Source organism: Fibrobacter sp. UWB16 (assembly GCF_900215325.1).
Classification (GTDB): Bacteria; Fibrobacterota; Fibrobacteria; order Fibrobacterales; family Fibrobacteraceae; genus Fibrobacter.
On record NZ_OCMS01000002.1, the window covers coordinates 409,598 to 423,905 of the forward strand.

General features: G+C 50.1%; 3 protein-coding genes. All 3 read right to left on the minus strand.

Going from position 1 to position 14,308, the window contains the following annotated elements; translation table 11 throughout:
* Positions 1 to 40: 40 nt before the first annotated feature.
* The 3 genes from CRN95_RS07080 to CRN95_RS07090 all read right to left on the minus strand — a co-directional run bounded on the left by CRN95_RS07080 (position 41) and on the right by CRN95_RS07090 (position 14,141).
* Positions 41 to 6,424: a glycoside hydrolase family 9 protein gene (locus CRN95_RS07080; RefSeq protein ID WP_097020482.1), complete on the minus strand. Its 6,384-nt coding sequence runs from the start codon at positions 6,422 to 6,424 to the stop codon at positions 41 to 43.
* 306 nt (positions 6,425 to 6,730) lie between these two features.
* A complete protein-coding gene (locus CRN95_RS07085; RefSeq protein WP_097020483.1) occupies positions 6,731 to 13,225 on the minus strand; it encodes a glycoside hydrolase family 9 protein in 6,495 nt (2,164 codons plus the stop codon).
* A gap of 223 nt (positions 13,226 to 13,448) precedes the next feature.
* Positions 13,449 to 14,141 (minus strand): hypothetical protein, encoded by a 693-nt coding sequence (locus CRN95_RS07090; RefSeq protein WP_097020484.1) that lies wholly within the window; start codon positions 14,139 to 14,141, stop codon positions 13,449 to 13,451.
* Positions 14,142 to 14,308 lie beyond the last annotated feature (167 nt).

A 14,308-nucleotide genomic window follows, 5' to 3' on the forward strand; every position in this document is an offset into this window, starting at 1 on the left:
CGCCTGAATAGCTAGATCCAGGTGGCTCCATGTTTATTAATTATTTCTTTCTCTTAAAGCCGAGAGTCTTTGTCTTGCTGTCGGTTGCCTTTTCCTTTCTTTCGCCAACGGTCTTGCAAGCAAGCTTGTAGTCGTTGCTAGAAGCTTCGAAGGTCGTTGCGCAGTAGGTTTCGGCGGTAAGGTCGAACTTCGCGATGTAGGCGCCGGTTCCAATCTTATTGCCCTTCTTTGCTACAGGTGCCTCGTTGTCCTTGGCTGCCCATTCCACGTTGAGCTTAAGAATACCGTTGTCTACAAGTTCGCGTATTGCCGAGAATTTTTCCTTCGGAATGTCGAGATTGTACGTGTTGATGTACTGTCCAAGATTGTCGTAGAGGTCCATGACGATCTTCAGGCGGTAATCAAACATGGGGATTCCTTCGTGAGTCGTGAAGGCTGCCGAAGGCATTGTAATCTGGATATCGAAGTTCGGACCCGATCTGTAGTACATGGCAGTATCGGCTTGACCGAGAATATTTCCGTTATCGCTGATGAAGCTGTTCTTGCCACCGATCGTCGCTGTCGTAACGAAGGCGTTATCCTTGGCTGCAATCGGACGACCTGCATAAGCGTTGGCCTTCGGGGTCGAGACCGGCTTTGTGAGTGTCACGTTGAAGCGGATGTTGTCGTCACCAGTGATACGGACGTAGGGGTTCGCGCTTGTCGGAGCGTTGTTGTTCTTGTCAAGGTAGGCAGAACCGATTGCGTCCGGAACGAGGCGGATACGGTCACCGGCATGGACAACGTTATCCTTTTCGTTGTACATGAAGACCTGGGCCTTGCTGGAGCCTTGCGGCTTTTCGGACGGAATGTAGCTGTCACGTTCACGCTGGATGTACTTGCCCGTTTCGAGAATGGTGAGCGGTTCAGACATATTGACCGTAAGCATTCCCTTGATCATGCGGGCCGAAGAGATAACCGGCGGGCACTTGTCGTACAATGTGTAGTTCGTTTCGAAGAAGCCGTTTGCGGTACCCTTGAGCGGGGAGACCGTTCCGTTGCCGTCCTTGTCGCCGCTTGTAGATCCGTAAGGATAGGCCTTGGAGGCAGGAATGGTGATTTCGATAATGCTGTTGGTATCTTGCACGAGCTTGGTGTTGACTGAATCAACCGCTACAGTGTACGGAGCCGAAAGTGTATCACGGATGGTCCAGTAGCTTTCTTTAGGCTTGATTACACCTCCAGTGGTGTCTGCAGTCGTGATGAAGCTACGAGTGATGCCCGGGGTGCCCCAGACCGTGACGATGCTGTCGAACACGTCCTTCGTCTTGAGCTTCTTTTCGAACATCATGTAGATAACATCGGGGACGCCATCGCCTTCAAGGTCAATCATTTCAGCATGGTAAATAGGTACCGGGCGAGAAATCAGCGTTACCGGAACGGTCGGCTTGCAGCCTACCGGATCAATAGCGTTGAAGCTTTCGTCGGTAATGGTGAAGTTGCCAGTAGTTCTTGCCGATGCGAGTGCGCCGACAGGGACAAGCGAATTGTTTTCGTTACCGGTGATGATAATCTGCCAGCTCTTGCCGTTGTTGGTCGTCGTTGCAGATCCAACTACTGTAGGCATGCCCGCGGTATTCGAGATAACGAGCGGCCATTCGTTCATGGAAGAGAACACAACAGGTTCAGAGAAGGCGACCATGACGGTATCGAAACCACTGTTGTCGTCGTCAGCCTTTTCGAGAATCGATACGCTCACGAGCGTGGGGAGAATACCATCGGTAATCTTGGCCGTTTCTGCGTTTGCAATGCCATTTTCTGCAACGTAGGTCGTGATCTTTCCAGAAGGACTTGCGTTTACAGGGTGGAGGCTCGTGTCGATTGCGACAACGACTTCGTTTTGGTCAAGATAGTTCTTTGCGACAAGCGGAACCTTGATGGTGTCTGCCATACCTTCGATGAAGTACTTGATGCTGTCGAGCGTGTAGTTGTCGGTAAGCTTGTTCGTGAAAGTAATTCTCAGCTGGTCCGCCTTGTTGTCGCAGTCGGTATCTTCTGCAAGAACCTTTTGCGGAGACGGAATCTTGGATTCGGCGTAGAATGTCTGCTTAGAGATATCTTCTTCATCGTCTGGGTCGATGTAGATAACCTGGATCGTGTCGCCAGCGTAGAACGAAATTTCAGAAGTCTGGTTCCTCGTTTCCTTGGAATGGTTGACTGCTGTAATCGGTCCTCCGACGAAGTGGCCAGGATTATTAGCATCTGCCGTCAAAGTCACCTTGAGGACATCGTCCTTCTTGTTATTGATGATCTGGACTTCAACAGTCTTGACATTGCCCTTAATCTTATCCTTGTCCATCACGTCGATGTAGAACGTCGTTCCTTCCGGCTTTGCAGGGCTTGCAATCGGGTTGCCTGCGGCATCCTTGATCACGAGCGTCGAAGCGGTAGCATCGCCCTTGGAGAAGTTCACGTAGTAGCTTCTGTTTTCAAATGCGCAACCGCCATTTTCGGTGCAGGCGTCGCAGGTCGGATCCGGGCCAACAAATATGGTCACGTCAACCTTGTTACTGCCGATACCCATCTTGACCGGAATATCGAGATCCCACATGTCGCTTGGAATGTCGTACTTGGCGATAATCTGGGTTCCGGATTCATCGAGGAGCCACTTGTTCATGCCGTCGACATATCCCTGACCGCTAACCTTCACGCCGTTTGCCCAAATCTTTGTGATGTGGCCATTTTCTGTGACGTGAGCCTTACCGGTGACATGCACGATGCTGCTGGTCTGGTCGATTTCGATGAAGGAGCCGTTAGAGACGTTGAACGGTTTATCGAGAGTCAGAGAAATCTTGTAATTAGCCCTCTTGGTTTCCATTTCCTTTCTGGATGGGCTGTAACCCCAGACAAACTGGTCTTTACGATAAACAGTGATATACGGGTCTACAGGAATGTCGCCGTCGATATCGCCGTAGTCCTTGTCTTCGACTGGCATACCGTCATAATCGGCGCCATCTTCCATGTAGGTGTGCGGACGCCAGGACCAGTCGCCAGATTCCTTGCTGAAGCGCTTTTTGCCCGGGGCGCGTATGGTTTCGCAGGTCTTGTAACCGTCGTTTGAGATACCGGAAGAGAAGCCGAAGTCTACGCGGAGACGAGACTGGGACTTGATGACGGAGGAGCCCAACGGAGCCGGGAAGTAGTAGGAGTATTTTCCTGTTGCCGGATCATAGGTGTCGTCCAGGCGAACCGGAAGTGCGGCACGCAGCAAGTCGCGAAGTTCGCGGTCGTTTTCGCAAGGCTTGTTGAAGCCTGCTTCGTCGTATGCCTGGCAAATATCGGAGTCGATCAAAGTAGCGCACTTTTCGACTTCTTCAGGCAATGCGGTGAAGTAGAGGCGAAGTGTCAAGCTGTCGAACGGTCTTGCTTCGTTGTTGTAAACGTTCAAGTTCAAGAAGTCCATGCCACCGAAGATGTACTGGTAGCCGCGGACGCTAAAGTCATACTGCGTCACAGGAGTCGTGAACTTGAGGAGTTCGCCATTGTCGTTGACATTGGTGAACACGCCGTTGCTTTCGACCATGAAGTAGTATGTCGTCTTTTCCTGAAGTCCGCCAATCTTTACGTAATGGAACTTGGTTGGAATGCCGGAAACGTCGGCGTTTCCGCTACCAGAATTGTATGCGAATTCAGCTGCCGTGGAGTGCGGCTTTGTATCCCAGTAAACCTTGGATTCGTATTCGCCGTTCGGGGTGTACCACATGATTTCTGCGGTATCTGCCGTGACGTTACAGACGGTCACGTTCACGATGTTTGCGTTTTCAATAGTGTTGAGCGTCGTAAATGTGAACGGAGTCTGAGTGCTGTCGACAAGGAACTTGGTCTTGGAATTCTCGGGCTTATAAGCGTTAAGACCGGTAACGTAGAAGTAGTAGGTTGTGCCCGGAGTGAGGTTGCGGAGCACCATTTCGTGCTGGACGCCGGCTACGGTATCAGCTGCCGTCAGTGTGTACTGGCCTTCGGCGGTACCGTAAGATATGACGGTTGTACCGCGCTGGGTGAGCTTCACCATTACGATAGCGGAGTCCATGCTCACGTGGCGGATTTCCACGTTGATGTCCGGTGCTGCGGTCTTGTCAAATTTCTGGGAGGCGATCATGTTCGAGCTAACCAGCGTTGCTGCAGCGTCGATACAGGTTTCGGACTTGTGGTAGTCTTCCCAGCTCTTGTTGTCGGGGACCATGGAGTTTTCTGTACCCGGCTTGACACCACCATAAAGGGCGCCTGTCGGCGGATTGTACTTATAGGCTGCACCCGGCTGGTTCTTGCCTTCGGGGTTTGCTGCACGGTGGTGCGGGTGAGCGTCGTTCTTGTCGCCAACACCCAAGATGTAAGAAACATCCCACGGGTTCACACCAAGGAGATAGTTCAACTGGTTGATGCCCAACTGGCGCATTTCGTCGGCCTTCCAGTCCGGAGTGCCGAGGTCGGGGAGGCTAATACCCTTTTCGGTAATGTCTTTGGCGACATCGGAATAGGCAAGAACTTCAAAGATGTTGCCGGCCTGGTAACGGTTATAGATCCAGTCCTGGTCCGTCTGCATGGTGTACCAGATCGGGTCGTACTTGACTGAGTTCGGCTTCCAGCCGATACCTTTCCAGTTCGGGCTTGTGGGGAGCACGATTTCTGCGGTTCCAGAGCCCAAGCTCATGTCGCCGAGGTTGTAAATCATGTCCATGATACAGTCTTCAACGGCGTGAGCCCATTCGGTTTCGGTAAGGCCGTAAACTGTTGTTGCTTTAGTCTTGTCAGCAAGAATGAGCTTGTAAAGGGCGTAGAGGGCGTAGCTGTAGGCGTTTGCCCAGCTCGTGTTCTTGACGTTCTTCAAGAAGCCCTTGTTGTCTGTAACGAACCAGCCACCTTCAAAGCAGCCGGAGCAGTCCATAAAATCTTGGGGAACAGTTGTTTTGAGTGTTCTGGAACGGATTGCGTCATCGCCATACTTAGAATCTTCGGTTGCATACCACAGGGCGACCGATGCAAGTGCAAGATCATCAAAGTATTCGTTGTTGCCGTTGTAGGCCGGGCTAGACCAACCGGCTGCTTCGGTGTTGTTCTTGTAGGTCTTGCCTTGTGCCATCGACTTTGCAAAGTCGTACATTTCTATTGCGACTTTCAAGCAGCTGTCAGCGAAAGCTTTGTATTCGGGGTAATCCTGGTACATCTTACCGACAATGGCAAGGCCTGCTGCCGTTTCACCACCGATGTTTGCACCGATTTCACCGAGACGCACCGTACGGGATGCCGGACCACCACGGTCTGTTGCCGAGGCGGAGTTGTCGACCGGGAGCTTGTCCTGGTTTTCGGGGCGTCCCCACCAGCCGTGGTCAGAGCCGAAGTTACCGACAGAGAGGGCCATGTCGTCGATGACGCCTTTTGCGCGAACGTAAGCACGGAGAACGAAGTCTGCGCCGTGCTTTGCTTCACGGAGCATGTCCGGTATACCGTCGGTATTGACCGTTTCGCCCTGGTTAAAGGCGTAGACGTCCTGGTCTGCATCCGGGTTTGTCGCTGCCATCACAGCTGCGACCATGAATGCATACATTTGGGTCTGAGATTCCTTCAGATGGTCACCGCAGTCATAGTAACCGCCTTCAAGCGTCCCGGCGAGGGAGGCGTTGAACGGACCGCGAACATCGTCTGCTCCGGTGACGACCGGACCACCACCATCAAGAGTGTGGCTAGCCGGGTGGAACCAGGACTCGCCATTACCACTGCGGTTGATGCCGTAGAACTTGAGGGCGGCATTCTTCACCATGGAGTAAACCTGGTTACTGATGATGAATGTACTCGAAATTTCTTTGCCGACTTTGATACGGAGACGGGTTTCGGTCGGAACACCCTGCGGAATGTTACCGATCATGATCTTGCCGGCTTGGCCTGTGATATCGACCTGGTAACGCTTCTGGTCGTTTGTAGCAGCGTTTGTGCCTGCGATAATCGTCCAGTCCGAGGTTATGCTTTGGCCATTGGGAGCGGGCTTAAGGGTGCCAGTTACAGCAGGGCTAAGGGATTGGCCGTTGACGTCAACGACTTCAAAGGAACTTTCGTTGCCGATGACATAGAATTGGCGTTCCAAGTCGGATTCAAGATAACCCGCCTGGTTGACGCGGATAGGCGACATGCGGACGTTAATGGCGTCCAGATATGCCTGGTTCAGTGTATCGGGAATTAAAGCATTGGGTGCATAGGAGGCCGGAGTTCTGTTCTTCGGCACCATGTTGTGCTTGTTCGTGACCGTTGTATCGAACCGGTTGAATACGGTGCTGTCCCACGTTAACGGATAGGTGGGGCGAATCAAGTCATAAGGAGTCGGTTGTTCCTGTTGTGCTGCCATTACGGATGTTGCAGCGCACAATGCAAACAGATACTTCTTAATACTCACGTTGTCTCCTTTACATATGTAAAAAGCGGGCAAAACTAGTCTTGCCCTCTAATTATATTCTCTCAAAAGATAAAATAGATTATTTATGTAAAAATGTTTTGTGATATATTCCTTTTTTGTTCTCAGAATATTCTCTATTTTGCTTTTCTGATTTGTTAAGTGTATCATATGAATAAGGAAATAAAAAAATGGGCCCAAAGGTTTCATTGAGCTTCCACTTATTCTTTATGTAATGTATATAAAAGTTTACCATTTTGAGAAAAAAGTCTCCTAGACCGTTAAATCCAGGAGACTTTTTTCTGATTTTTACATTTTCCTCTTGAAGCCGAATGTCTTGGTTTTGCTATCGGAAGCTTTCTCTGCCTTGATTCCGGCTTTTTCGCATGATAGCTTGTAATCGTTGCTGGACTTGTCAAAATTCGTGGCGCAGAAGGATTCTGCCGTGAGGTCGAATTTTGCAATATAGGCTCCAGTTCCAATCTTGTTGCCCTTCTTGGCTACAGGAGCTTCGTTGTCTTTGGCGGCCCATTCCAGGTTCAACTTAAAAAGACCGTTATTGATCAGGTTTCGCATCTCTGCAAATTTTTCTTTTGGAATATCAAGCTTATAGGTGTTGATGTACTGTCCGAGGTTGTCATAGAGGTCCATGACGACTTTCAGGCGGAAATCGTACATTGGCAATCCTTCGTGAGTCGTAAAGCTTGCGGACGGCATCATGACTTCGATTTCGAAGTTCGGGCCCGAACTGAAATAAGCAGCCGTATCCACTTGACCGAGAACGGAACCGTCTCCGTTGATAAAGTTGTGCTTGCCGTTGATGACTGCGCTTGTGACGAAGGATTCGTTGGCGATTGTTTCTGGGCGCCCGATGTAGGCTTCTGCCTTTGGCTTAGAAACAGGCTTGGTCAGCGTCACGTTGAAGCGGATCTTGTCATTGCCTGTGATGCGTACGTAGGGATTAGAAATTGTCGGTGCAATTCCGTTCTTGTCGATGAATGCTGAACCGAGTATGTCTGGGACGAGACGGACGCGGTCGCCGGCATGGAAGACGTTATCCTTTTCGTTGTAGGTGAATAGGTAGCTCTTGCCGTAGCCTTGTGGCTTTTCGGATGGAATGTATTCGTCGTGTTCCCGCTGTATGTACTTGCCTGTTTCGAGTATATTTACCGATTCAGATATGTTGACCGTGAGTAAACCACTGACTAGACGTGCCGAGGTGATGATTGGGGGGCATTTGTCGTAAAGTGTGTAGATGGTTTCGAAAAATCCATTAGTAATGCCTTTGTGCGGGGAAATCGTACCGTTTCCGTCATTTTCGCCGCTTGTAGAACCTATTGGATAGGCTTTGTTTTCTGGAATGTTGATTTCGATAATGCTATACGTGTTGACGGAATCCTTTTTCGTAACGGAGTCTATTTGCACGGAGAACGGTGCCGATACGGAGTCACGGATTGTCCAGTAGGATTCATTTGGCTTGATGACGCCGCCTGTGGTGTCCGCCGTTGTGATAAAGCTGCGTGTAATGCCCGGATTTCCCCAGCTCGTCACGATGCTATCGAACATGTCCTTTGTTTTCAGCTTGCTTTCGAACATGATGTAGATCTTGTCCGGAATGCCGTCGCCTTGGATGTCTATCATTTCTGCGTGATAGACCGGAACTGGGCGGCTGATGAGCGTTACTGGTACCGTAGGCTTGCAACCAGTTGGATCAATCGGATTGAAATTTTGGTCGGTAATGGAATATCCGCCGGTCGTTCTTGCGGCAGCTTGGGCGCCAATGGGTACTAGTGTATTGTCCTTGTTTCCGCTGATGATAAATTGCCAGCTCATTCCGTTGTTTGTTGTTGTACCTTTTCCGGTGACGGTTGGTACTCCTGCTGCTCCCGAAATGGAAAGCGGCCATTCGCTTTGGGATGAAAGGATTACCGGTTCTGAGAATGTTATCAAGACGGTATCAAGGTCGTTGTTGTCATTGTCCGATTTTTCGAGAATCGAGACACTCACGAGTGTGGGGAGGATGCCGTCCGTTATTTTTGTCGTTTCTGCATTAGGCGTGCCCTTGTCTGCAATGTAAGTCGTGATTTTTCCGGACGGGGTTGCATCGGTCGGGATAAGGCTTGTGTCAATAGGGATGGTGACTTCATTCAAGTCCGCATATTTCGAGGCTGTAAGCGGAACCTTTATGGAGTCTGTCATGCCTTCGATAAAGTACTTGATGCTGTCAAGCGTGTATCCCTCAGTAATCTTGTTCGAAAAAATGATTCTCAGCTGGTCTGCTTTGTTATCGCAGTCGGTATCTTCGGCGAGAACCTTCTGTGGCGACGGAACCTTGGATATGGCGTAGAACGATTGCTTCGAAATATCGTCTTCGTCATTCGGGTCGGTATAGACAACCTGGATGGTGTCGCCTGCGAAGAATGAAATCTCGGAAGTCTGGTTTCTCGTTTCCTTGGAATGGTTGACTGCGGTAATCGGCCCGCAGGTAAAGTGGCCTGGATTTGCTGCATCTGCTTTCAAGGTGACGGTGAGTTCGTCATTCCTCTTGCTGTTGATGATTTGGACATCGATTGTCTTTGTGTTGCTCTTGACTTTATCTTTGTCCATCACGTCAATGTAGAATGTCGTGCCTTCCGGATTGGCGGGGCTGATAATTGGGTTGCCGTTGACCAAGGCGTCCTTGATGACAAGCTGCGATTCCGTGGCATCGCCTTTGGAGAAGTTCACGTAGTAGGATCTGTTCTCGAAGGCGCATCCGCCGTTTTCTAGGCATGCATCGCATGTGGGGTCAGGCCCTGCGAACAGGGTTATATCGACCTTCTTGCTTCCGATGCTCATTTTGACCGGAATGTCGAGATTCCACATGTCGGTCGGAATATCGTACTTGGCGATGATTTTTGTTCCTGATTCGTCAAGAATCCATTTATTCAAACCGTCAACATATGGAACGCCACTCACTTTGACGCCGTTGGCCCAAATCTTTGTAATGTATCCTCCTTCAGAAATGTGAGCCTTGCCGGTGACGTGGACGGTGCTGCTGGTTTGGTCGATATCGATATGGGAACCGTTGGATACATTGAACGGTGGATCAAGTACCATGTTGATTTTGTAGTTCGCTCTCTTAGTCTGCATTTCCTTCTTGGAAGGACTGTAACCCCAGATAAATTCATCCTTGCGGTACACGGATACATAAGGATTCACCGGAGCCGCGTCAAAGTCTTTGTCTCCTTCGTCTTTTTCGATACACGGCATGCCTGGGTAATCCAGTTCTTCGCCGTTTGCGCGAGAGTGCGGCATCCAGCTCCAGTCACCCGGATTTTCATCCAAGGTTGGGGCGCCCGGAGTTTCGTTGGACGGGGCGTACCATTTGTTGCCAGAATAGCAATAAAGCTTTTTGTTTGGCGCTTCGTTCATCAAGTCCTTGTAAGGTGGGTACGGACTGCGGTGATCAAATCTCACGTCAAAGCGCAGGCGGCTTGAACTTTTGATGACTGTGGAGCCGAGGTTTAGCGGGAAGTACCATTGCCATGTTCCAGTAGCATCGTCGTAGGTGTCTTCAATTTTGACAGGATGGGCGTCGCGCAGGAGTCTTGCAAGTTCCTCGATGGTTTCTTCAGGGCATGAGCCGCTGAAACCCGCTTCGTCATAGTCGTTACAAATGTCTGTACCCATGCCGATATCGTTTTCGATTTCGTCGGTACCGCGCATGTAAAGGCGGATGGTCAAACTGTCGAATGCTCTAGATTCGTTATTGAAAATGTTGATGTTGACCATGGCCATATCGACCTGCCAAGGGTACTGGTAAGTCTTTACGCTAAAGTCGTACCACGTGACGGGTGTCGTGAATTTTAACGGCTTGCCGTCATCGTCGACATTGGCAAATGTGCCATTGCTTTCGACCATGAAGTAATAAGTCGTCTTTTCCTTGAGCTCACCAATCTTTACGTAATGGAATTGGGTCGGAATGCCAGATACATCGGCGTTTCCTGCACCGGTATTGTAGGCGTATTCGGTTGCTGTAGAGTGCGGCTGGACGTCCCAGTAAATTCTGGATTCGTATTCGCCGTTCGGGGTGTACCACATGATTTCGGCGCTGTCTGCAGATACGTTACAGACGGTGACGTTGGTGATTTCTGCGCTTTCAACGGAACTTAGGGTCGTGAATGAATACGGCGTTTGTGTGCTGTCGACGAGATATTTGGGCTTTTCGTTTTCAGGCTTGTAGGCGTTTGCTCCCGTAACGTAGAAGTAATAGGTGGTGCCGGGCGTTAAGTTGCGGAGGACGATATCGTGCTGGACGCCTTTAAGGTTGTCTGTTGCGGTAAGCGAGTATTCACCTTCTGTGGTGCCGTAATGAATGACGGCTGTTCCTCGTATGGTCAGATTTACAGTCACAATGGCGGAGTCTGCGCTTTTGTGGCGAATTTCTACGCTTATGTCTGGCGCCTGGGTCATATCGAATTTGTGGGCGACAAGGCTAACCGCGCCTAAGAACGTAGCAGAGGCGTCGATGCAGACTTCGGATTTTTCATAATCTTCCCAGCTCATTGTCTTTGGAACAAATGAATTGGCTCCACCGGGCTTGATGCCTCCAAGGAAGGCGCCTGTGGGGATTTTATACGGGTAATGACCGCCTGGAACATTTGTTCCTTCTGGGTTTGAAGCACGGTGGTGCGGGTGGGCATCATTCTTGTCTCCGACGCCGTAGATAAACGAAATGTCCCACGGATTCACGCCAAGCATGTAGTTCATCTGGTTGATGGCGAGCTGTTGCATTTCGTCGGTTTTCCAGTTGGGGGTGCCCATGTGCGGGAGCGTAATGCCTTGAGCTTCTATGCTTTTGGCGACATCGACGTATGCCATGACATCAAAGATGTTGCCTGCTTGGTAGCGGTTGTAAATCCAATCCCCAGATGGCGAGGCCATGTTGTACCAATCGTCGTCGTATGTCACTTTATTCTGTTTCCAGATGATGCTGCCCATGGGTAGTTCGATGGAGGCTCCGGCACCTTCGGACATGTCGGAAACGTTATAAATCAAGTTGGCAACGCAGTCTTCAACGGCGTTCAGCCATTCATCTTCGGTCAGGCCGTATTGCGTGATTGCCTTGTTCTTGTCGGCGAGGATGAGCTTGTACAAAGCGTAAAGGGCGAATGTGTAGCTGTTGGCCCAACTTGTAGACTTTACGTTTTTCAAGAACCCCTTGTCGTTTGTGACGAACCAGCCGCCTTCAAAGCAACCGGCACAGTTTTCCATATATTCCTGAGTTGGAGCCGTTTGCCCTTTATCGCCAATTTTTACTCCTGCTGGCACTAATTTCCTGGTACGGATCATATCATCGGCGTATTGCTTGTTTCCGGTGGCGTAGAGAAGGGCTACAGAAGCGAGTGCCAAGTCGTCGTAGAATTCATTGTTGCCGTTATAGGCTTGACTGGACCAGCTTGCTGCAGATGTGTTGTTCTTAATCGGCTTGTCGCCGTCATAGGTGCTTTTACCTTGAGCGATGGCTTTGGCCAGGCTGTACATTTTTTCTGCAACCATCAAGCAGCTGTCCGCAAAATCTTCGTATTCGGAATAATCTTTGAACATCTTGCCAAGAATGGCAAGGCCTGCGGCTGTTTCACCGCCGATATTCGAGCCTATTTCACCTAAACGGACCATTCTTGAACTTGGGCCGCCTCGGTCTGTTGCTGATGGCGAGCCGTCTACCGGAATGCCATCCTGATTTTCCGGGCGTCCCCACCAACCGTGGTCAGAACCTTTGGCTCCAATGGAAAGGGCCATGTCGTCGATGACGCCTTTTGCCCTTACAAAGGAACGGAGTACAAAATCAGCGCCGTGCTTCGCTTCGCGGAGCATGTCCGGGACACCGTCGCGTCCGCCTGCTCCATGGTTGAATTTGTAATGGTCTACGTCTACATCCGGGTTTGTTGCCGCCATGACCGCAGCGACCATGAAGGCATACATCTGGGTTTGGGATTCTTTCAGGTGGTCACCGCAGTCGTAGTAACCGCCTTCGAGAGTCCCTGCCATTGATGCGTCGTAATAGTTTCGAACTTCTGCTTTGTCGCCGACGGTTACTGCGCCGGCGCCATCTTTCGTGTGGCTTGATGGGTGGAACCAAGAATCTCCGTAACCGCTGCGGTTGATGCCGTAAAATTTGATGGCGGCATCCTTGACCATAGTGTACACCTGGTCGGAAATGATGAACGTGCTAGAAATTTCATTGCCGACTTTAATGCGGAGGCGGGTGTCTGTGGGGACTCCCTGCGGAATGTTCCCAATCATGATGGTGCCGGATTGACCGGTAATATCCACTTTATAGCGCATCTGGTCATTTGTGGCGGCGTTTGTGCCTGCGACAATGGTCCAGTCAGAGGATGTCGTGTGGCCAGAAGACTTTAGCGAGCCGGTAATGGCAGGGCTAAAAGGCTTGCCGTTGACATCGACAATTTCAAAGGTGGAGGCTGTTCCGATGTAGTAGAATTGACGTTCCTTGTCGCTTTCGAGATAGCCCGCCTGGTTTACGCGGATGGGCGACATGTGGTAATTGATGGCGTCAAGATAAGCCTGGTCTAGGGTGTCGACAATATAGGCGTTCGGCGCGTAAAATGGAGTTGTCCTGATTTTGGGAACGGTATTCTTTTTCTTGGTGACCGATGCATCGTAATGATCAAAAACGGTCGTGTCCCATGTTAGCGGAAATGTTGGCCTGATTAGGTCATATGGAGTGGGTTGTTCTTGTTGTGCGATTGCTAAGGGTACAACAAAAAACAGTATCAAAAGATACTTTATAATAGACATTTTTCCTCCCAAACATGGAAAATGCAAAAAAAAATATTTTGCTTAATTACTTTATCTTATCTAGAAGTAAAATAATTTATTTACATGGGGATGACTTAAAATAAATTTATTTCTGTTCTCTAGCTGTTCCTCATTTTTGCAAAATTTTTGGACGCACAAAAAAAAAAGACCGTCCTTGCGGGCGGTCTCCAAATTTTTAGAAAAGCGTTCTTAAAATCGCTTATTAGTCCCCAGTGAAGATGATCACGAGAACAGAGGCGATGAATGCTGCAGAAACGGCGATGAATTCCCACGGATTGTCCATGACTGCGGATTTTGCCGTGCCGCTTGTTTCATTTTCGACGTTCTTCTGTTCTTCTTCAGCCTTTGCCTTAGCTTCGGCTTCAGCGGCCTTCTTTTCTTCTTCGGCCTTGGCGAGAGCTGCGGAGTCTACCGGAGCTTCGGTCTTGGCTTCGAGAACTTCAGTGGCTTCAGCGGCCTGAGCCTTTGCTGTGTCAGCGACGGCTTGTGCCTGAGCCTGTGCGGAATCTGCTGTTGCAGTTACTGCCTGTGCTGCGTCAGCGGCTTGGGCCTGCGTTGCAGCTGCTGCATCTGTTGCCTGGGTCTGTGCTGCTTCGGCGGTGGCGGTTGCCTGAGCCTGTGCTGCATCAGTCGTTGCTGCGGCTTGAGCCTGAGCTGCAGCTGCGGTGTTGTCAGCTGTTTTAGCTGCTGCAGCGGTTGCTTCTGCTGCCTGAGTCTGGGTAGCGGCTGTGGCTTCAGCAGCCTTTGCCTCTACTGCGGCCGGAGCTTCGGCTGCTTTTTCTACCTTGGCGGCGACGGCCTTCTTGGCCGGAGCTGCCTTGCTAACCTTTTTTGCGGCCGGAGCTGCAAAAACCATAGCTGCCGAAATCATCGTGGCGAGCAGAATCTTTTTCATTATTCAATCCTCTTAGAAAAGAAAGTTTTTTGTTTCGTTATCAAAAATAATACATCTTCTGTGATTTTGGTCATGAAAAAAGTAAAAAAGTTCAAAAAAATTGTGAAAAAGGGTGATGAACGGTCGGTTCTAGGGGATAAGTGGAACAAAGTTGGGTAGCTTTTTCG

What these genes read in the sequence shown, in the direction of transcription:
- CRN95_RS07085 (WP_097020483.1), bottom strand. Translation starts at nt 13,225, where the DNA reads ATGTCTATTATAAAGTATCTTTTGATACTGTTTTTTGTTGTACCCTTA.
- CRN95_RS07090 (WP_097020484.1), bottom strand. Translation starts at nt 14,141, where the DNA reads ATGAAAAAGATTCTGCTCGCCACGATGATTTCGGCAGCTATGGTTTTT.